This is a genomic window from Ruegeria sp. AA3 (genome assembly GCF_056542905.1).
Genome location: NZ_JBQGAQ010000019.1, coordinates 24,246 through 44,509 on the forward strand (window position 1 = coordinate 24,246; position 20,264 = coordinate 44,509).

20 protein-coding genes are annotated in these 20,264 nt (G+C 57.9%); 8 read left to right on the plus strand and 12 right to left on the minus strand.

From position 1 onward, the window contains the following. Nucleotide 1: 1 nt before the first annotated feature. From ACR0JR_RS21245 to ACR0JR_RS21295, 11 genes are all read right to left on the minus strand, one after another. Nucleotides 2-1,315: a TraB/TrbI/VirB10 family type IV secretion system protein gene (locus ACR0JR_RS21245; protein ID WP_480458027.1), complete on the minus strand. Its 1,314-nt coding sequence runs from the start codon at nucleotides 1,313-1,315 to the stop codon at nucleotides 2-4. After that, nucleotides 1,308-2,003 carry a TrbG/VirB9 family P-type conjugative transfer protein gene (locus ACR0JR_RS21250; protein WP_480458029.1) on the minus strand — a complete coding sequence of 232 codons (696 nt, stop codon included), beginning with the start codon at nucleotides 2,001-2,003 and terminating at the stop codon, nucleotides 1,308-1,310. Before ACR0JR_RS21250 ends, ACR0JR_RS21245 begins: the two co-directional genes overlap by 8 nt. Before the next feature lie 3 nt (nucleotides 2,004-2,006). Next, nucleotides 2,007-2,657: a VirB8 family type IV secretion system protein gene (locus tag ACR0JR_RS21255; RefSeq protein ID WP_480458031.1), complete on the minus strand. Its 651-nt coding sequence runs from the start codon at nucleotides 2,655-2,657 to the stop codon at nucleotides 2,007-2,009. 4 nt (nucleotides 2,658-2,661) lie between these two features. Then, nucleotides 2,662-3,441, minus strand: coding sequence for a type IV secretion system protein (locus tag ACR0JR_RS21260; RefSeq protein ID WP_480458033.1), 780 nt, complete (start codon nucleotides 3,439-3,441; stop codon nucleotides 2,662-2,664). After that, complete coding sequence (locus ACR0JR_RS21265) at nucleotides 3,438-4,532, minus strand: lytic transglycosylase domain-containing protein (RefSeq protein WP_480458063.1); 1,095 nt, start codon at nucleotides 4,530-4,532, stop codon at nucleotides 3,438-3,440. The genes ACR0JR_RS21260 and ACR0JR_RS21265 overlap by 4 nt, the downstream gene beginning before the upstream one ends. Before the next feature lie 46 nt (nucleotides 4,533-4,578). Further along, complete coding sequence (locus tag ACR0JR_RS21270; RefSeq protein WP_480458035.1) at nucleotides 4,579-4,737, minus strand: hypothetical protein; 159 nt, start codon at nucleotides 4,735-4,737, stop codon at nucleotides 4,579-4,581. Continuing rightward, on the minus strand, nucleotides 4,730-7,096 hold the full coding sequence (locus ACR0JR_RS21275) for a VirB4 family type IV secretion/conjugal transfer ATPase (protein WP_480458037.1): 2,367 nt from the start codon (nucleotides 7,094-7,096) through the stop codon (nucleotides 4,730-4,732). Before ACR0JR_RS21275 ends, ACR0JR_RS21270 begins: the two co-directional genes overlap by 8 nt. Then, on the minus strand, nucleotides 7,086-7,364 hold the full coding sequence (locus tag ACR0JR_RS21280) for a VirB3 family type IV secretion system protein (RefSeq protein ID WP_024096577.1): 279 nt from the start codon (nucleotides 7,362-7,364) through the stop codon (nucleotides 7,086-7,088). The genes ACR0JR_RS21275 and ACR0JR_RS21280 overlap by 11 nt, the downstream gene beginning before the upstream one ends. Nucleotides 7,365-7,371: 7 nt before the next feature. Beyond that, the gene (locus tag ACR0JR_RS21285) at nucleotides 7,372-7,662 is read right to left on the minus strand and encodes a TrbC/VirB2 family protein (RefSeq protein WP_480458039.1); all 291 of its coding nucleotides are present in this window, start codon (nucleotides 7,660-7,662) and stop codon (nucleotides 7,372-7,374) included. After that, nucleotides 7,662-8,240 (minus strand): lytic transglycosylase domain-containing protein, encoded by a 579-nt coding sequence (locus tag ACR0JR_RS21290; RefSeq protein ID WP_480458041.1) that lies wholly within the window; start codon nucleotides 8,238-8,240, stop codon nucleotides 7,662-7,664. Before ACR0JR_RS21290 ends, ACR0JR_RS21285 begins: the two co-directional genes overlap by 1 nt. Before the next feature lie 64 nt (nucleotides 8,241-8,304). Continuing rightward, nucleotides 8,305-8,622 (minus strand): hypothetical protein, encoded by a 318-nt coding sequence (locus ACR0JR_RS21295; protein ID WP_480458042.1) that lies wholly within the window; start codon nucleotides 8,620-8,622, stop codon nucleotides 8,305-8,307. Between the two features lie 378 nt (nucleotides 8,623-9,000). On the opposite strand from ACR0JR_RS21295, the gene ACR0JR_RS21300 reads away from it, so the two are divergent. From ACR0JR_RS21300 to ACR0JR_RS21310, 3 genes are all read left to right on the plus strand, one after another. Next, nucleotides 9,001-9,972, plus strand: a complete 972-nt coding sequence (locus ACR0JR_RS21300; protein ID WP_058274113.1) for an ABC transporter substrate-binding protein — start codon at nucleotides 9,001-9,003, stop codon at nucleotides 9,970-9,972. Between the two features lie 67 nt (nucleotides 9,973-10,039). Then, nucleotides 10,040-11,068, plus strand: coding sequence for an ABC transporter permease (locus tag ACR0JR_RS21305; RefSeq protein ID WP_480458043.1), 1,029 nt, complete (start codon nucleotides 10,040-10,042; stop codon nucleotides 11,066-11,068). Between the two features lie 12 nt (nucleotides 11,069-11,080). Further along, nucleotides 11,081-12,139 carry a quaternary amine ABC transporter ATP-binding protein gene (locus tag ACR0JR_RS21310; RefSeq protein ID WP_480458045.1) on the plus strand — a complete coding sequence of 353 codons (1,059 nt, stop codon included), beginning with the start codon at nucleotides 11,081-11,083 and terminating at the stop codon, nucleotides 12,137-12,139. Between the two features lie 33 nt (nucleotides 12,140-12,172). On the opposite strand, the gene ACR0JR_RS21315 is transcribed toward ACR0JR_RS21310, so the two are convergent. Further along, nucleotides 12,173-13,096, minus strand: coding sequence for a LysR substrate-binding domain-containing protein (locus ACR0JR_RS21315; protein ID WP_480458046.1), 924 nt, complete (start codon nucleotides 13,094-13,096; stop codon nucleotides 12,173-12,175). A 236-nt stretch (nucleotides 13,097-13,332) separates the two neighbouring features. On the opposite strand from ACR0JR_RS21315, the gene ACR0JR_RS21320 reads away from it, so the two are divergent. The 5 genes from ACR0JR_RS21320 (at nucleotide 13,333) to ACR0JR_RS21340 (ending at nucleotide 20,081) form a co-directional block, all read left to right on the plus strand. Further along, nucleotides 13,333-14,937, plus strand: coding sequence for a fatty acid--CoA ligase (locus ACR0JR_RS21320; protein ID WP_480458047.1), 1,605 nt, complete (start codon nucleotides 13,333-13,335; stop codon nucleotides 14,935-14,937). Next, nucleotides 14,934-15,620 (plus strand): dimethylsulfonioproprionate lyase family protein, encoded by a 687-nt coding sequence (locus ACR0JR_RS21325; protein ID WP_480458049.1) that lies wholly within the window; start codon nucleotides 14,934-14,936, stop codon nucleotides 15,618-15,620. Before ACR0JR_RS21320 ends, ACR0JR_RS21325 begins: the two co-directional genes overlap by 4 nt. 11 nt (nucleotides 15,621-15,631) lie before the next feature. Beyond that, on the plus strand, nucleotides 15,632-17,752 hold the full coding sequence (locus ACR0JR_RS21330; RefSeq protein WP_480458050.1) for a 3-hydroxyacyl-CoA dehydrogenase NAD-binding domain-containing protein: 2,121 nt from the start codon (nucleotides 15,632-15,634) through the stop codon (nucleotides 17,750-17,752). Next, a complete protein-coding gene (locus ACR0JR_RS21335) occupies nucleotides 17,749-18,933 on the plus strand; it encodes an acetyl-CoA C-acyltransferase (RefSeq protein ID WP_480458051.1) in 1,185 nt (394 codons plus the stop codon). The genes ACR0JR_RS21330 and ACR0JR_RS21335 overlap by 4 nt, the downstream gene beginning before the upstream one ends. Before the next feature lie 128 nt (nucleotides 18,934-19,061). Continuing rightward, nucleotides 19,062-20,081, plus strand: a complete 1,020-nt coding sequence (locus ACR0JR_RS21340; protein WP_480458053.1) for an AraC family transcriptional regulator — start codon at nucleotides 19,062-19,064, stop codon at nucleotides 20,079-20,081. Nucleotides 20,082-20,264: the final 183 nt, after the last annotated feature.

A 20,264-nucleotide genomic window follows, 5' to 3' on the forward strand; every position in this document is an offset into this window, starting at 1 on the left:
ATCAGAAAATCTCCAGATCGCGGTCGACCATCACGGTGACGCGGGCACCTTGATCGACATAAATCACGGGTGAGACGGAGAGATATTCGCCGATCACGCTTTGTGCGCTGTCCTGCAGGTCTTCGCCAATGCCCTCGAGCACATCCGAGGCGATCTCATCTTCTGTGTTTTGGGCGGCGACGGCAGGCAAGGCTCCGATCAGTGATATCAGGGCGGCTGACCCGAACCGCGTGCCAAAGCGGCTGTCGACGAAACCGGTTGTGCCGGAGCGCCCCAGTTCGTCGCCACCAAAGGCGCTGATTTCAACAGTCTGATTGCTGGGCAGAATGATCCGGTCCCAGGCGATCGTCACGCGTTGTTGCGCAATGTCGAGGCCGGATTGATACCGCCCGATCAGACGCGCGCCGCGCGGGATCAGGATCCGCGAGCCGTCATAGGCGTGGACATCTTCAGACACCATCGCGCGGACCTGACCGGCGAGCGAGCTGTCGATCGCTGTCTCGAGCACGGCCTGGATCATCGTGCCCTGAACGACGGTGTTTGACGGGTTCACGATCACCTGGGCCTGCGTCACCTCAGCAGGTTCAGCGCCGTTGCGAACAAAGTCTGTGTCTCCATCAAGCCGCCGCTGCTGCGCGACGGTTTCATTGTTGCCGCCTCCGGTGCCGCCAAAGGCGATGATCGGGCTGGCGATACGGGCTTGCAGCTCCTCAAGTTCGGCTTGCCGCCGCCGCTCCAGCTCCTGAAGACGCAGCTCTTCGGCCGTGGGGCCGGTTGGTGCGGGCGTGCGCGACGTTTCCAAGCGAGCAAGCTCCAGATCATTTTGCAGCCGCTGGATTTGCCTTGCGCGTTCTTCCAACTCCTCGTGCAAGGCGGCTTGCGTTGCTGCTGCCTCGCTGCGCAGGGCATCGATCTCTGCACCCAAAGTATCCAGCGCCTCCGTGTCGACGGCAGGGGCCTCAGGTGCTGGCGCGTTGCGCAGTGCTTCAAGCTCGCGCCGCAGGGCGTCCATTTGCGCGCGCAGCTCTTCTGTTTCGCTGTTTGGTTCCGGTTCCGGCGGCGGGGTTGTGTCAATCGGTGCAGGCGTGGGCTCGAGCGCACCAAAGCCCGGTCCCGCCGCTTGGAATTCGTCCGGTGAGGCGGTTTCCAAGCTGTCGGGTTCAGAGCCGCCAGAGAGCAACAGCATGAGACTACCAAGGGCCGCGATTGCCACAATGCCCAAGGCAGTAGTGACAACAGACGGACGTGCCTTGCGGTTTTGTGGTTTGCCTTCAAGCGCTTCGAGGCGCTTCTTAAGCTCAGATGTTTCACTCATTCTGGCTTGCCTCGCTCATCTCTTGGACGCAGATCTCGTCCTCGCCGAGCCTGAGAACCCATCGATCGCTTACACCCGAGACACGGATCACGCCGTCTGGCCTTGCGAGCGCATTCACGCTGCGTTCGTTGCCACCGGACCAGCGAAAGATCGCGGGCAGCGGCGCGTTTGCGGCAAAGCGGAAATAGGTGAAGGTGCCATCGTCCCAGATTTCGCGCGGGGTGATGTCGGATCGCGCGCTGACGCCATAGGCGTGGTTGGCAGGTTGGCTTGCCGCCACACGCGATTGCTGGGGAGCGGACTCCGGATAGGTGAAGCGGATGACATAGAAAGTCGGCGAACTCGCCTCGGTCACGTTGAAATAATAACTGCGCCGGTTGGTATAGACGGTGATGTTTGTATGCGCGCCGCGCGTAACGGGCTTGATCGCAAAGGCCTGACCACCGGGCACGCCGTCGAGAAGAAAGCCTTCAGTGTCGCCCGCGATGATCGACCGGATGGTCTCGCCTTGGCCAAACTCGATGCTGGTCACATGGGTAAGGCTGGTGCGGATGCGGTAGACCTGCCCATCCTGATAGGTGGCCAGCCGGATACGGGCATCATAGGGGCCTTGTCGCGGCTGCGTCTCGGCATTGGCGGTGCCAGCAAACGGAACAATGAGGGCGAGGATCAGGAACAGGCGGCGCATAGGTTACTCCAAACGATCCGAGCGGATCGCGTATTCGGTGACGGTGAAGCCGAAAGGGTTCTGCCAGACATCGTCGATCGATCGGCTATTCTCGGGCCGAAACTCAAACATCAGCGTTGCGGTGAAGAGCCCGTTTTGACTGCCGCGCGGTGAGTTGAGGTGTTTGCGCAGACGCACCTGGGCACGATTGGTGCTGATATGGGTTATCGAGAGCACCTCGACCTCAAGCCGCGCATCTGTGCCGTAGCTGTCCGGAGGATAGGCCTCATGACCGCTCGTCCATAGCGCGCGCAGCCCTGCGGCGGCCGCGCCGTCCGACTGGTCCAGGACCCGCCGCACGCGCACATCATTGTCGAGCTGATTGTATGTCTCTCGATCAATGACATAGCGATAGACCTGAGCCTCGATGATAGCGGGGCGTTCCGTGAGTGAGACCGCTTCAACCACGGCATTGGGGAGGGCCATGCCTGTTTCGCTATCAAAGGGCACGATCATGGGCGGCGGGTCCACGTCGAACAGAGCGACAAGAGCAGCGGCGAGACAACCTGCCATGCCAAACGCCATGCCTGTCAGCCCCAATTTCTGCCACATGAGCTCGCGTCGTCTTGCGCCGTAGACGAGCTCTTCTTCGATGATTTCGGCCTCGCTGTTCATGGGGTCAGTCCGCGCGAAGCTCTGGCAGGGTGAAGTCCATGTAGCGGCGCTCTTCGGCCAGCGTGGCGGCATCCACCACGCCGGATTGACCTGCGCCGACAGTCTGAATGGCTTCGAGCTCCCACATGCGTGTCATGGCGATGGCCAGCTCAGCGGTGACACGGGTGTTGTGATCGACGGCTTCTTTGAGCGTTTCCATGTCGGGGATCAGCGAGACCAGCTGCTCGACCCGTTCAAGGGATTGCGCGGCCTCTTCATAGCTGTTTTCAGCGGCCGCCGACATCACAGCCCCAGTGCCTGCCTGGCTGGCAATGCGCTCCGCCCCAGGATTGCCGCTGCTGGCCATGTCGGAGAGGGTATCTTGGTCGAAGCCTGCATCTTCCAGGGCTTGCGTCATGCGGCCTTCCATCTGAGGGGCCGCGTTGCCGATGAGGCCGGTGAAATCGCCACTCTGGATTTGCCGGATGGTGCCAAGGAGATCGCCAAATTCTTGATCGAGCAGCCCGTCGAGATCACCGCCCATGGCCATTTCAATGATATCCGTCGCGCCGGTCAGGGCCGCATAGGTCTCATTGAGCGTGTCTAGCTGCTGCTGCACCAGATCGAGCTGTTCGAGAAGCGTGTCGAGCTGGTCGGTCTGGATCCCGAAATCTTCAAGCATCTGCTGCAGCTGACGAATTTCCTGCGCGATGTTGCGCGTGTCGACCGTGGGGACACCTTGGGCAAATAGGGGTGAGGCAAACAGCAACGCGCAGGTGGTTACGGCAGAAAGAAAGCGGATCATCGTAGTACCTCCAGATCGAATTGCATGAAGTCTTGTTCACGCGCCTGCGCGGCCGCCATGGCCAGCTCTGCCGCGCTGAGCGGGCGGGTGTGGGCGGCCTTGAGGCGCGTGCGGATGGCGATCAAGCGGGCGAGTTCGGCCCGCGCATAGGTGTTGAGCGACATGGCAGCGTGAATGTCGTCGGTCTCACCAATGCGGGTGATGATGTCCTGAACGCGCTGCGCGGCCGCTTGCACCGAGACCATAGAATAATCGCCATAGACCCCGGCACCGAAGGAAGTCAGGCTCATGGTCGAGTTGGCGAGCAGAACCGGATCAATCGTGCCGAGTGCATCAACACCGCCGACGCGTGCAAGGTAGAGGTTGTAGCGTTCGGGGATGACCTGAACGTAGTGCTGGGTTTCGGCAAAGGGCGGCACACCGCCGTAGCGCTGCACATTGCCAGGACCGGCATTGTAGGCGGCCAGCCCGTGAATGATGTTGCCGTCAAACATAGCCAGCATCTGCGCCAGATAGCGTGCGCCGCCGGTGACCTGGATGTAGGGGTTTTCATAATAGGCCGGGTAAATCCCGAGATCCTGTGCTGTGCCGGGCATGATCTGGGTGAGGCCAAACGCGCCGACCGGGGAACGCGCCCCGATGGTGAAACGGCTTTCTTGCCAGATCAGCGCCTGCAATAGGCAGCGCCATTGCTTGGGCGATAAGCCCGCCGCGTGCACACCGGACATGTGGTGCGTTTCTTGAGCGGCACGAATGATCAGCTCTTCAATCGATCCCGAGGCATCACCGAACATCTGGGCTGCGCCTGGGTTCGGGTCGACCGAACCATAGAGCGTGTCTGCGGCGCTCTCAGGTGATGACCCAGCTTCCAAGCTCGCGACCAGCGCGCCGGAATTTCCGCTGGCCAACGTCGTGGCATCGAGGATGTCTTCCAGCGCCTGGAGTTGTTCTTGCTCGAGCGCTTCAAGCTCTTCCTCTTTGGTCAACCGCTCCCGCTGCAGCGCCAGATCTTGTTCGCCCTGCTGCAGCACGCGTTCGCGCTGCAGGAACATGCCCGCATCAAAGGTCGGCACGCCTTGGGCATAGGCCATTGGCGCTGCGAAATAGACCAAGCCCGCAAAGATATGCAGGCGGTGCTTACTCACCGAGACCACCAATCGGCGCGAGCAGCTCGAAATTGCAGTTGCTACGGCTGACCTCGGCAAAGGAGTTGAAGCATTTCGCTTCGGACGGCCGGTATTCCGCGCAGGCTGTCAGGTTCAAAAGGGTGAGGGTTAGAACGCACAGTCTACGCATCAATCTGTCTCCAAAAGTCTGGGTTCTGGCGGTAATCCGCGCCGACCAGCGCTTCGCCTTTTTCCATACCGCCAAGGATCGTGAGGTAGGGGCCAAGGGCGCTCAGATCGGCATCGATCACGACCGAGCCTTGATCATCACGCACCAGCGCCAGGCGGGAATTGCTGCCGGTGCCGAGCAAGACGCTCAGCTCTTTGTCAGTGAGCCCCAGCATGGTGTAATCGCTGACCGAGGCGCGGATGTTGGGAAGCAGGAGCTGCGTGGGCACAGCCTCGACAATCGTCTTGCCGGTGCGAGTTTTCTCAAGCTGGCTTGCGTATTGAGTCATCATCACGACAACCGCGTTCTGTTTGCGCGCGGTCACAAGCCAGTTGCTCAGCCGATCCGCAAAATACGGATTGTCGAGCGCCTTCCAGGCCTCATCGATGATGATCAACGTCGGCTTGCGATCCTCGATCACGCGTTCGACCCGCCGAAACAGATAGGACAGGACCGCCATGCGTTCCTTCTCGCTTTCGCTGTCGAGAATGCCGGTCAGGTCGAACCCGACCACATCACCATCGAGAGAGAAGGTATCCTCAGCGCTTTGACCGAAGATCCAGCCATAGCGGCCATCAGCAGTCCATTCCTGAATCCGTTCGAACAGATCCCCTTCGTCAGCTCCCGCCACAAAGAGCGAGGCCAAATCCTGCCAGTTGCGAAGGGCGGCATCGCTGGCTCCGGCGTTCTGGCGCACCACTTCCTGAATGCGGTTGATCTGGACCGGGCTTAGGGGCTTGTCGGAGCGATGCAAAAGGGTGGCCAACCAATCAGAAAGCCAGGCTTGCCCGCGCCCGTCGATTTCTGTGCGGAGCGGGTTGAGACCTGTGGCTTCACCCGCCTTGATGGCGCTGTAGCGCCCGCCATTGGCTCGCACGGCCATTTCCATACCCGCGCGATAGTCGAAGACGAAGACGCGCGCGTCGCAGCGACGGGCTTGGGTCATGAGGAAGGCCGACAGCACTGACTTGCCAGAGCCAGGTCGGCCGAGGATCAAGGTATGCCCGCCGGTCGGCTCTTTGTCCGGCTGCCCGGTCTCATGGTAATTGAACAGGAAGCCCGAGCGTTCAGGCGTTGGAAACAGGGTGATCGGCTTGCCCCATGGGACTCTGTGTCCGGGTTTGCCCAGTTGACCGCGATGCAGTGCTGCGAGGTCGGCAAAGTTCGTGTTCGTGATGGCGGCCTTGCGGCTGCGCATTTGCCCATTGCCAGGATGCTGCGCGAAATAATGGGCTCGCGCCGCAAAGCTCTCGTTCACCAGATTGACGCCTTCACTGGCGGCGATGTTGCGTACTTCGGCAGTGATTGCTTCCAGCTTTTCCTCAGTCTCGGCGAAAACCGTCACCGTCATGTGATGATCGCCAAAGCTCAGCCGCTTCGACTCCAGATCGTCCAGCGCGTCTACCAGCTCTTCAGCAAGAGAAATCGCACCATCATCACTGGCCTTCATAAGGCGCTGTTGGCGTTTGATCCGGCTGGCCATGATGTTGCTGTTGATCGGCGTGAAGGAATGTGTGACGACCATGTCGACGGGCAGGTTCAGCTCATCGAACATGGTGCAGCTGGTTCTGGCTGGGTAAGTCTTGATCGCAAAGCTGGTGCCAAACCGCTTGCCCGCCGTCCCATCGTCGAGCGTAAAGCCGCGTCCCTGAAACGTGACGCGGGTGTTGGCCACATCTTCGGCAATGACGCCAAATCGCGATTTTGCGAAAAGCGGCTGTTCCTGGCCAAGGTTGAGTGCGCCAAGAAAACCAAGCAGTTCGCCGCTTTCCGCTCCAAGAAGGCGCGGGTTCATCTCGGCAAAAGACGACAGCAGAAACCCGACGACCTCCTCAAGCTTGCGTAGCTGCTTCGCTGTCTGGTCTTTCAGGTGTGCGATTGAGTCCGAGCGCTTCAGGCGCAGCCGCGCGCCGAGGGGCGGACGTTTCAGTACCGTGAGCGTGAGAGTCTTGTCCCGCAGACCTGCCCGCGCCATTGCCATTTGCCAGCGGGTATCCAGCGCTTGGGCAAACCCTTCATTTGGCACTGGTGGTAAGGCGGTCCCGATCGCTTTTGAAACCTTGTGCACGTAGAAACTGTACTCTGGCCCGATCTGCGCAATGATCGCCGCGAAGAGCGCGCGGATCTTCTCCAAATGCGCGTCATCGCTGGTCATGCTGTTGACGCCATCAAGGCGGATGCACTGGAACAGCGCATTGCCGCGCGTGCGGATCGTCACGTCATTCACGAGGCCGCAATAGGGCAGCATGCTGGCCATCGGGCGCTCTTTGCGCGCCCAGTCTGGCAGCGTTGCAAGATCATCCGAAGGATCACGGAGCATAGCTGTCCCCCGAATGGATCTTGCGGTTCGGGGTGGGCGGCGTTTCCTGCAGGGCAGTGACCATCACCTCAAGAAAGGCCGGATCCCAATCCGCCGCTTTCCACAGCGCAGGATAGGCCAGAGCGGCAATGATGATCACCGGCCAGCTCTGAACCCAAAGAAACAGCAACACAAACCCGAAGAGCCAAACCATGGCATACATGATCGGCAAGCCGATGAGCTTTGGCGGCCTGATCAGGCCGAGGAAGAGGCGGGTTTGCGTTGCCATGCCGGGTTTACGCACCCCAGATGGCGGTCACGATGGTCGGCGCAGCTGCGATGCCTGCAATGGCAACCAGCACCCAAAGGGCTTGGCGGAAATCCAGAATGCCAAAGAGCCAGGAGAGGAACACACCGATCAAGGCCAAGGTGCCGATGACTATGCCCAAGGGGCCGGTGATCGTGTCGACGATACCTTGCAACAGGTTCTGCACCGGCGAGAGGTCGATGCTTTGCGCAAATGCGGGATTGGCAATCATCAAGCTGGCCAGAGCCAGCGACAGGATCGTGAGGAATTGTGTGTACATCAGGAGGCTCCAGTCAGTCGATCACGCACGGCCATGACGCGGCGCACGTGATTTTGGGTTTCTTGGTAGGGAGGAATGCCGCCATAGCGCGCGACCGCGTCTGGCCCGGCGTTATAGGCGGCAAGTGCCAGTTCAGGCGTGCCAAAGCGCGACAACATCATCAGAAGGTACCGGGCAGAGCCGTCCAGGTTGGCCTGCCAGTTATGGGGATCGACACCAAGCTGCACAGCTGTCGCAGGCATCAACTGCCCGAGGCCAATCGCACCTGCGGAACTGCGCGCATTCGGGCGATAGGCGCTTTCGATCTCGATATTGGCTTGGAAAAGCGCGCGCCATTCAGACACAGATAGACCGGCGCGGCGCAGGGCGGGGTGTCCGCCATAGCGATGCGCGGTGCTTTCAAGAGCTGCGAGGATATCGGGGCGGGGAACTGTGCGGGTTGGTTCCGGAGGAGATGCCTCGGGCTCAGGGGCTGAGAAAACGATTAGCTCTGGTGGGTTTGCACCAATCCCGTCGACATAGGTTTGGGCAAAACCTGATTGGGGTGTTTTGGTCTCCAGCTGGCCATCGGCCCGCATGGAAAGCACGAAGCCTTCAGAATAGGCGGGCGCAGCAAGGAATGCTGCGAGGGCGGCAAGTAGTTTAGCCCGCGACGTCCAGTTTGTGAGAGGCGATCTTGCCTTCGAACATGGGGATCGAAACGATCGAAACACCAAGGCTCGCAAGGAAGCTGGATAAGCCGTTGATTGTCTTGAATTCCCTGGCAGCCATGTTGTTGCGCGCGGTGACGAGCAGGCGACGCGTCTCGCCATCTGGCGAGACGCAATGCACGGTCCAAACTCCGGACCACTGAGCACCTGTACGTTTGGGCGTAACCCGACACACAACATCCGCCGAATGACCCTCGGCAAGCAGCGTGCGCAGCCCTTCTTCGCTGACAACATTGGGGGCGTCTTGCATCAAATTCATAGGATCGAGCCTTGCAGAGTTGTGCATTGGCCCGGCAGTCCCTCATGGACTACCGAACCGATACAATATTATAATCTTGCAATCAATAGGTGCAATTTGCGTTGTTGCGCCCTTCATGCGTTGAAACAAATTTACTGCAACGGAGTGGCTGAGCCAAGATAATAAGGGGCTTTTGAAACAGACATGGGCGGCTCTGGCTGTTTTGAGTTGGGAGTCATCTCTCAACCTGTAAACAATTGTACATGATTCAAAATTCTTTTCAGTTTTTTGCTCAAAGGCCTGTCGGTACAAATCATCGCTACAAACAAGGCGAATTTTGGTTTGGAGCGTTTCTCTGCCCCTGTTTCGCCGATGACAAGGAGGAAAGAAATGTTCAAGATATCAGCGGGTCTCGGGTGTGTATTTGCTGCGGCAATCACCGCTTCGGCGGCCCAGGCAAACGAATGCGGTGAAGTATCACTGATGCAGGCCGATTGGGGGTCAGCGCAAATTGTGACCGCGGTCTCGAAGTTTCTGATGGAGCAAGGCTATGGTTGCGAAGTGACCACGGTTCCGCTCTCGAGCAACCCTGCGCTGGCATCCGTTTCCGAGACAGGAGAGCCCGATATTCTGACTGAAATCTGGACAAACGGCGCGCCGGCTTACCAAGGGTTGGTTGACTCAGGTGCAATCATTCCTGTGACCGAAGTTCTGTCAGATGGCGGTGTCGAAGGGTTCTTTGTTCCGAACTACCTTGTGGAGGAGCATCCGGAACTGGCAACAATTGAAGGCATCGCAGCCAACCCCGAACTCGTCGGAAATCGCTTTCACAATTGCCCCGAGGGATGGACCTGTCTGAATGTCAGCACCAACCTGATGAAGGCAGGCGGGCTGATTGATGCAGGCATTGAAAACTTCGTGCATGGATCAGGCGAAACCCTTGCGGCTTCGATCGCTGCCGCCTACGAAAACAAAGAGCCGTGGTTCGGCTTTTATTGGGCACCGACATCGGTACTGGGCAAATACCCGATGACCCTGGTCGATATGGGCCCCCATGACCCTGAAAAGCACGCCTGCAACATCACAGCGGAATGCGCGACGCCAGAAATGAGCGCCTTCCCCCGCAGTGAAGTCGTTACAGTTCTGTCGAAAGAATTCATGGCCGAAAACGCAGCAGTGTCTGACCTGATGACAAATCTGTCCTTCACCAACGCACAGATGGGCGAAACGCTGGCATGGGTCGAGGACAACAATGCCTCCTACGATGAAGGTGCGGTGCACTTTCTGACGACCTACAAGGATGTCTGGGGAGCGTGGCTTAACGATGCTGCGCGCGACAAACTTTCCGCATTGCTGCAGTAAACTGCATGGACAGGGGCATCCTCAGCGATGCCCCTAACGCACTGAAGTAGATCGGAAAGTGGGATAAATGGCCTTCTATGACAAGTTATTCAGCGCATTGGGTTTGAGCGAATGGTGTGGCACGTCAGATGACAAAGCGCCTCTTTCGCTGGCGGACCTTGCGGCGCAAGCAGGAGGAGAAGAGGCCTCTGGGCCGCTCGTTCCAATTCCCTCATTTGATAATCTGCACGAAAGCTGCAACCGCATATGGCAGTCGCGCGATGTAACCAACGGGATCGAAGAAGGGTTTCTGGCAGCCAAACCGGTCCTGAAAACCGTTCTGGACCCGATCACACAGCCATTGAGCTGGATGTTGGATGGCGCACTTTGGCTGTTTGAAGCGACGCCATGGTTCATCATGGTCCCGCTTCTGGTGGCGATTTCCTGGTACGCGTCGCGTTCGCGCCCTGTGACGATCTTCGTCGCCGTCTCGATTATGCTGCTGGCCGTCGTAGACCACTACGATGTGGCGATGCAGACTCTGTCGATCATCTTTGTATGTACGACGATATCGGTGCTGTTCGGTGTGCCCATTGGAATTGCCATGTCGAAATCCGACCGATTGCAAAAAAGCGTCGTTCCGTTACTCGATCTGCTGCAGACCCTGCCGACCTTCGTGTACCTGATCCCTCTGATTTTCTTGTTCTCGGTCACGGAGTCCAAACTCTACGGGATTGCGATCATCCTTTACGCGATTGTCCCGGTGATCCGCCTGACCGATCTGGGCATCCGGCTTGTCGACAGGGACGTGATTGAGGCGGCCAATGCCTTTGGCATGACAGATCGCCAGAAACTGTTGCGGGTGCAACTCCCTTTGGCGTTGCCCAATATCATGGCCGGAATAAACCAGACCATCATGATGAGCCTTGCCATGGTCGTGATCGCCTCCCTGGTGTCGGCACCCGGTCTGGGCGTGAACGTGTTGCGCGGCATCCGGAACCTTGAACTGGGTGTGGGCATCGTCGCTGGCATCGGCATCGTGCTGCTCGCAGTGATCCTTGATCGCGTGTCCAAAGCAGCTCTCACACGGGTCGATAAAACCCAAGTCAAACACTAAGGAGCCTGTTCGATGACACAACCAATGGTCAGCCTGTCCGGGCTCTATAAAATCTTTGGCACCCGCGACAAGGACGTGTTGCAGCATGTCAAAGGAGGCATGGGCAAGGAAGAGTTGTTGGCACGGCACGGGCACGTATTGGGTCTCAACAACATCAACGTCGATATGCAGGCGGGCGAAATCACAGTTGTCATGGGCCTGTCAGGCTCGGGCAAATCCACGCTGATCCGCCACCTGAACCGATTGATCGAACCCACTGCGGGCGAGATCATCGTGCAGGGAGAGGATGTGATGCAACTGTCCGAGGACGGGTTGCGCCATGCCCGACAGGAAAAGATGTCGATGGTGTTCCAGAAGTTCGCACTATTGCCTCACAAGACCGTGCTGAAGAACGCAGGCATGCCGCTATCGGTACGTGGCGAGGGCGAGGCCACTTGCGACCGCGAAGCCGCGAAATGGCTGGATCGCGTGGGTCTGACCGGGTTCGAGAACCATTATCCAGCGCAGTTGTCTGGTGGGATGCAGCAGCGGGTGGGCATTGCCCGAGCGCTGACCGCAAACACACCGATCATGCTGATGGACGAGGCTTTCTCGGCCCTTGATCCGCTGATCCGGACTGACATGCAGGACCTGCTGCTCGAGCTGCAAAAAGAGCTGCACAAGACCATCATCTTTATCACTCACGATCTTGATGAGGCGCTGAAGCTGGCCGATCACCTTGTGATCCTGAAAGACGGCTATGTCGTGCAACAGGGCGAGCCGCAGCACATCCTGCTGAACCCGAGTGATCCCTACATCGAAGACTTCGTGAGCGACATCAACCGCGCACGGGTTCTGCGGGTGCGCTCGATTATGACCCCACTTGGGGGTGACAAAGTGCCCGCGGATGCCCATGGCGAAGTGGACGTGAACGACACGCTCGAAAGCATGATCGCGCGGTCCGGCGGGGATACGTCACACGCCTATATCGTCAAAGATGGGGAGCAGACGGTCGGCACACTGGATATGACCGAACTGGTTCGCGCTCTTGTCCCTCGCGTCGCATCCGAGGCCGGTGCGCGTCAGTCCTGACGCGCGCTGACGGCAGAGCTGGAATTCAACAGATCAGGCCCGAAATAGCCGCATGGTTGGGTCGGCCTCGATCTGTTCGAACAGCCAGTCGATAAATGTATCGAGCTTGGGGTTGGGTGCACGCTCTTTTTGCGTCGCCAGATACCAGCGGCCTGGCTCGGGTACTGAAATGTCGAAGGGTCTAACCAGACGCCCCCTCTCAAGATCACGCGCGCAAAACGGTGCCCTTGCGACGCTGATACCGTGATTATTTAGAACAGCCTCACGGACAAGCGGGTAATTGTCGAAAACAGAGCCAAATTTCATCGTTTCGCGATCTAAGCCCGCCGCATCCAACCAGCAGTCCCAGTCGTCCGGCTCATTCCATGTGTTTGGGACACTCAGCAACAGGAAATTTTTTAGCTCTTCCAGCGGCATTTCACCGCTTGCGGTTTTCAAGGCCTCCGGAGCACATACCGGGTAGATATCGGCTTCGAACAACGGGCTATAGTCAAACCGTTTGTCAAATGGTGGTGCATTGAACACGCCCACATCGAACCGGTGCATGTCGTAATCACCGTCTTCAAAGGTAGAGACTATGCGCACGCGCGTGTCCGGATTATCCTGAAGAAATTCAGCCAATCTGGGCTGTAACCACATTGTATTGAAACTTGCGTAGGACTGAACGAGCAACACGTCCGGTTCCTCAGGTGTCTGGATGCGCCGTGTGGCTTTGATGATTCCCTGAATGTGTTCGCGTACTGGCGGGTAATACTGCTCGCCAGCCGGTGTTAGCTCGACCGAACGGCTTGTGCGTTCCAGTAGTTTAACGCCGATTGATGTTTCCAGTGCTTTGACTTGGTGGCTGACTGCCGCATGCGTCACACAAATCTCGTCAGCGGCCTTTCGGAAACTCTTGTGACGCGCCACCGCCTCAAAAGCGCGCAGTGAAACCAGCGTGGGCATGTGGGTGGTCATTACTGCATCTCCTTGAAGAAACCAGCTCTGTTTACCCTCAAGCAGAGTTATCCGACGACGGGCGCGAATGCAGCAGGGTTTTGATACTTTTTTCTTAGCTTGTCAGGGGGCGAAACGCAATTCGCGGTGCGATATGATCGGTTAGAATTTCTTGATGAACGGAAATTTCTTTCAATTCTTCAGCCGAGTGAGAAATGCCAGATTAGCAGATAAAGAAGCTCAAGGATTCCACCTTCATGCCACCATTGTCACCGCTCTCTAATGCATATGGCTATCCGTTGCTGATCAAACACTTGTTAACCCGATCGAATATTGCGTCTGCCAGCCAAGAGATCGTCAGTGCCACCGAAATGCGGCTGAGCTATGCGGACTTGGGCAAACGCGTGCGCCAACTTGCCAATTCTTTAAAGGCCAGCGGGATTCGTGAGGGCATGCGCGTCGGCGTCATGGATTGGGACACACACCGCTATCTTGAATGTTTTTTTGCGGTCCCGATGATGGGCGCGACCCTTTTCACGATCAACGTCCGCCTATCTCCTGCCCAGGTTCTTTATACGATCAACCATGGGCAGCCTGATCTGATCATCGTGCATCAGGACTTCATGCCGCTTATTGATGATATCAAATCGGGCTTCAATCGAGACATCATCATCGTGCCGATTGGCGACGGTGAAGGGTATGAAGAGTGGATAGGCGATGCCCCAGACAGCTTTGACTTCCCGGACTTCGATGAAAACCAAACCGCAACCTTGTTTTACACAACCGGGACCACCGGCAATCCCAAGGGGGTGAGCTATTCACATCGGCAGTTGGTCCTTCACACGTTGGGCCTGATCGCCGGCTTTGGTGCGTGGCCCGGAAACGCCGGATTTCATCGCGGCGACGTTTACATGCCGCTGACGCCCTTGTTTCACGTCCACGGTTGGGGTTTTCCGTATGCCGCAACGATGCTGGGGCTGCGTCAGGTCTATCCCGGTCGATATGACCCTGACACTATTTTGCGATTGATTGCAGCCGAAGGCGTCACCTTTTCCCATTGCGTTCCCACGGTTCTGTCCATGGTGCTCGACCATCCGGACTGCCCACAAATTGAGCTGCACAGATGGAAAGTGATCATTGGCGGGGCGGCTTTGCCGCGCAGTCTGCAGGACCGGGCGGCGGCGGCGGGCATATCCTTGCATGCGGCATATGGGATGTCCGAAACCTGTCCGTTTCTGACGGTGGCCGATTTGTCCAGCGGCGATCCAGAGGTGCAGGCACAAACCGGCTTTCCCGGCCCGCTTGTCGACCTTCGTGTTGTGACACCGGATATGCAGGACGTCCCACATGACGGCGAAACAACCGGCGAAGTTGTTGCTCGGGCTCCCTGGCTGACACAAGGCTATCTGGATAACGCGCAAGCCTCGGGTGAGCTTTGGTGCGGTGGATATCTGCATACCGGGGATGTTGGGTATATCCGCGAGAATGGATCGTTGCAGATTACTGACCGCCTCAAGGACGTGATCAAGACTGGCGGCGAGTGGATTTCCTCTCTGGCACTGGAAAACATAGCATCGTCTTGTAGCGGCGTTAAGGACGTCGCGGCAATCGGGTTGCCGCACGCGAAATGGGGCGAAAGGCCGGTCTTGGTTGCTCAAGCCGCAAAAGATGCCGACCCGGATCTTGTGCGCTTGAGAGTCATGGAAGAAATCCATTCGCGGGTTGACGCAGGCGAGATCTCAAAATGGGCAGTTCCAGACGAGATAATCTTTGTCGCCCGCCTACCTAAAACCAGCGTCGGCAAGCTCGACAAGAAACTCGTGCGGAAAGATATTTCAACGCGCTCGGACTTTAAATCATGACAGACAAGCAACGCCGTATTCAGGCGCTTATTCAATCCATTGTCACCTATCTGCAGGCTCACAGAGCTGCCACGCGCGGCGTTGATCTGACGTTGGACAAGCTGGCAGCCATGGACCTGAAGGGTGAGAGGCTCTTTGATTTACCTCCCCAAGGAACCCGGCACGATGAGGTTCTGAAGAACGCCATCGCCGGGATTGTCGCCCCCGAATTGCAAGAAATCGCACGTTGTCTGAAAGCGGCCAAGGATGATCTGATCTGGCGCGAAGACAACGCCCAATTCTATCCCCCTGGTGCCGAATTGGGCGAGGGATACACAAAGTGTAACCTACATACTCTGCTGATTGGGCCAGACGCATGTGGATATCACCATCCCGATTTCAACCTTGGCATTTTCATGCTGGGCCCAAGGACGCTGTATCGCGACCACAACCACGACGCGCCAGAGCTGTACCTGAACCTGTCCGAGAAATCTGGTTGGCGGTTTGGCACCCGTGACTGGCAGGATTATCCGGCTGGATCACTTATCTGGAACGCGGCGGGCGATCCCCACGCCACCCGGGTCTATGACCAGCCATTCATCTCCGTCTTTGTCTGGCTCGAGAACGTGAATTCACCCTGCAATGTAATCCACTTCGACGATTGGGCAGAGATCGAACAAGATCTTGCCAAACAGTCCAATTGAGGTTTCCAAACATGATTTCCATTAAACACACCGAGGGTGTCGCTTTCATTGAGCTGAATGCCCCGCCAGTGAACGCTCTTGGCCTGAAGATGCGGCAGGCGCTTTCCTCGGCCATCCACGAGTTGGACGCCGATGAACAGGTCAAAGCTATCGTTCTATGCTCGGCTCTGCCGCTCTTTTGCGGCGGCGCTGACATCGTCGAGTTCCGTACCGGGGCAGTTTGGGACAAGCCGGACCTGCCAGACATGTGTGTAACGATTGAAACCAGCAAAAAACCCATTATCGCCGCGATAGCAGGTCCCGCTATGGGTGGTGCGCTGGAGATCGCGCTTGCCTGTGATTACCGTGTCGCCACGCCGGATGCCGTGATGGGCCTACCTGAGATCAAACTGGGGCTGCTGCCTGGTGCCGGAGGCACCCAGCGACTACCCCGGATTGCCGGGCTGGAAGCGGCAACGCAAATGATCCTCTCGGGTGATCCCGTGAAAGGCGAATATGCCCTGTCTTGTGGGCTGGTCGACGCACTATTTGAGAACGACCAGGATTTTCGCGCGCATGTTTTGGGTTTCGCCACCCGTGTCAGCCATGAGGGCGATCCGAAACGCAGTTGCGCGGATATGACCGTCACACACCCTGATCCAAAGGGATATCTGACGAGTTTCCGAGACCAGATAGCGCACACGTCCAAAAACCTTGTCGCCCCTGAACGCTGCTTGGTATCCATCGAGGCCGCGTGCGAATTGCCGCTGGCCGAGGGGTTGGCACAAGAGAAGGCAGGTTTCGCTGAACTGCTCGACACACCTCAATCGCGCGCCGGGCGGCATCTGTTCTTTGCAGAGCGTGAATGCACCAAGGTTCCCGGCGTTACCCGTGCTGACCAACCACGTGACATTGCATCGGTCGCCGTGATCGGCGCGGGAACAATGGGGCGCGGCATTGCTATCGCCTTTCTGCAGGCGGGGTATCCGGTCACGCTTCTTGAAACTACGCAAGGCGCGCTCGAACAGGGGCTGGAAAAGGTCTGGGAGCATTTCCAGCGTGCGGCCCAAAAAGGGCGGCTTAGTGCCAATCGGGCAGAGGCAATCGCCGCCAACGCCACTGGGACGCTCAGCTATGCAGACCTTGCGAAGGCCGACCTGATTATTGAAGCGGCGTTTGAAAGCATGAATGTCAAACGCCAGATTTTCGAAGCGTTAGACCGGCACGCAAAACCTGGCGCGATACTGGCCTCAAACACATCGACGTTGGATCTTGATGAAATAGCTGCGGTCACGTCCCGTCCGGAGGATGTGATTGGTCTCCATTTCTTTAGCCCGGCCAATGTCATGCGCTTGCTGGAGGTGGTGCGGGGCGCCAAGACCGCTCCCGATGTCATTGCAACGGCAATCACGGTCGCAAAGAAGATCCGGAAGCTCCCTGTCACGGTTGGCGTGTGCTACGGCTTTGTTGGAAACCGGATGCTGGAACCATACTTCCGCGAAGGATCCCGTCTGCTTCTAGAGGGGGCAACGCCGAAACAGGTGGATAACGTCCTTGAAGGCTTCGGTATGGCCATGGGCATTCATGCGATGGCAGATCTGGCCGGAGTCGATGTGGGCGCACGCGTGCGTCAGGAACGGCGTAGTGAAATCGCGCATGACCCGACATACCAGGCTGTGCAGGACAGGTTGTTTGAACTGGGCCGACTGGGTCAGAAAACCGGGCGTGGAAGCTATGTCTACGAGGGACGGACACGGGTCGAAGACCCTGAGATAGTTCAAATCAGTTCCGAACTGGCGGACCTGCATGGTGTGAAGCGCAGGGGCATCGACGATCAGGAAATCCTTGAGCGATGTCTGTTCCCCCTAATCAACGAGGGCTTTCTGATCCTTGAAGAGGGCATTGCGACGCGCCCGGGTGATTGCGACCTGATCTGGGTCAATGGCTATGGCTTTCCGAACTGGCGCGGCGGCCCAATGCACTATGCCGACGAGATTGGATTAAGCCAGATTCTGGAACGCATGAACCACTATCGGCAGTCGCTTGGCGCCTATGGCGAGATGTGGTTCACGCCTGCGCCTTTGTTGGAAGAACTCGCAACCTCGGGCGTGACACTTGCCGCGCATTTTGATGCCAAAAAGGAAAAATCATGAGAGAAGCCGTTATCGTCTCAACCGCACGAACCCCTATTGGGGTGGCCTTCAAAGGTGCGCTGAACAACATCAAATCCCCTACCATGATGGGGCACGCCATTCAGCACGCGGTTGAACGTGCAGGCGTGGACCCCGGTACGATCGAAGATGTCGTCATCGGATCGGTCCTTACGGCGGGGACAGCAGGCATGAATGTCGCCCGTTTGTCGGCGCTGGCGGCGGGCCTTCCCAATACGGTGGCAGGACAGACGATCGACAGGCAATGTTCCTCCGGGTTGATGGCCATTGCGACGGCTGCAAAGCAGATCATCGTGGATGGTCAGAACGTTGCCGTGGCTGGCGGGCAGGAAAATATCTCCACCCTGCAGAATGCCTATCTGAAATGGGCGGGCGATGAGAAAGATCCAAACGTTATCGCGAGGTCCGAGCATGCCTACATGCCGATGCTGATGACGGCGGAAAATGTGGCGCGGACCTATGGGATAAGCCGTGACGCCCAGGATGAATATGCAGCACTGTCGCAGGAACGAACTGCAGATGCACAGGCAGTTGGCGCCTTTGATGACGAGATCGTCCCGATCACTGCGATAAAGCGGGTCAAGAACCGCGAAACTGGGGAGGAAACCCTGGAAGAGGTGACCTTGTCAAAAGACGAAGGCAATCGGCCGGGTTCGACGGCCAAAACACTCGGGGCATTGAACCCGGTTGTCGAAGGAGGCCTGATCACTGCCGGAAACGCAAGCCAGCTTTCTGACGGGGCCTCGGCTTGTGTGCTCATGGAAGGCAAAATGGCTGAGCAGCAGGGTCTCACACCGCTAGGTATCTATCGCGGCATGGCTGTTGCAGGAAACGCACCGGAAGAGATGGGTGTCGGCCCGATCTATGCCATTCCAAAGCTGCTGAAGACTGCAGGTCTTCGCATGAGCGACATTGGCCTTTGGGAGCTCAACGAAGCCTTCGCCTGCCAGGTTCTGTATTGCCGCGACCATCTTGGGATCGATCCCGAAATCTACAACGTGAATGGCGGCGCCATTTCGATTGGCCACCCCTACGGCATGACGGGCGCGAGACAAGTCGGGCACGTTCTGCTTGAGGGGAGGCGTCGTGGCGCAAAATACGTGGTGACCTCCATGTGTGTTGGCGGAGGCATGGGGGCCGCAGCGTTGTTTGAAGTCGCCTGACCCCACTGAAACGGGTTCAAGCAGAGCGTTATCTGGTTGAGACATTGGTATTCTGTCATCTGCGACGGTCGCCATCTGCAAGCCTGCGTTTCATGTCGACCGGAATTGGTGATACCTCCTGAGGCGTTATGACCAATGTCACACCAACGATCCTTTCCACGGTTTCCAGCCAGTTTGTCGATGACTGGCTGGCGGCGCTGCGTGCCCTGTGCCCGGAGGCGCAGATGGCATCACTGCTGAGCCGGTCCGGTCTGAACGCGGATACACGCGCACCGAATGGTCGCGTTACGCTGGATCAGATCGTTTGCCTCTATCAACTTGCCGCAGTTGAGACCGGTGATGAGATGATGGGGCTTTGGAGCAGACCCGTCAGACCAAGGGCCCTGCAACATCTTCTGACGACTGTCAGGGAAGCCACGTCTCTTGCATCTGCACTCTACCGGTTTTCGACGTTCTGGAACTTGCTGCTGGATGACTATCAGTTTGATCTGGATGATACTGACAGCGCGTTGGTGCTGACGCTGAAACCACAAGGTGACGCACAGGTTCGGCGGTTTGGGCATATGCTGATCCTCAAACTTGCCCACGGGCTCATGTCCTGGCTGGCGGGGCATGAGGTTCCGGTGAGGGGCGTTGATTTCGCATTTGACCGCCCGGACTTTGATCAGGATTACGCGATCATCTTTCCCGCACCGCTACGGTTTGGCCAACCCGCCACCGCGATCTCGTTCGATCCGAACGCACTGGGTCCCGTGCAGACGCGCAGCACCGCTGATCTGGACCGGTTTCTGCAAAACGCGCCCCGGGACTGGATTTTCACCTCTTCGCGCGAGCACACCCAATCGCTGCGGGTGCGCACTTATCTGGGCCAAACGGGATGGGACGCGGCGACCCTGACCCAGACAGCATCCGCGATGCACATGACCCCGCGCACCCTGATCCGCAGGTTGCAGGCGGATGGGACCTCGTTTCAGGCGATCAAGGATGCCCTGCGGCGCGACATCGCGATCCGCGACCTGCAGGCGGGACGCAAAAGCGTCGAGGCCATCGCACATGATGTCGGCTTTTCCTCTGCTGCCAATTTTCACCGGGCCTTTCAACGCTGGACCAGCAGCACCCCCAGTTCGTATCGCAGGACGAATATCTGAGACGCGCTTTTTGTCACCTTTGGACAATACCCTGTCACCACGCGAGATAGAGCGAAGAAGTTTCTCCTGCTAAATCTTGCGCAATACATGGCGTTCTCACCTGGTTCTCCTCTAGAAGCTTGACCCGCTGCCTGCTCAGCAGGTGCTGAAGTGTGGCGTCATGTGAAAAGAGCCGCTCACAAA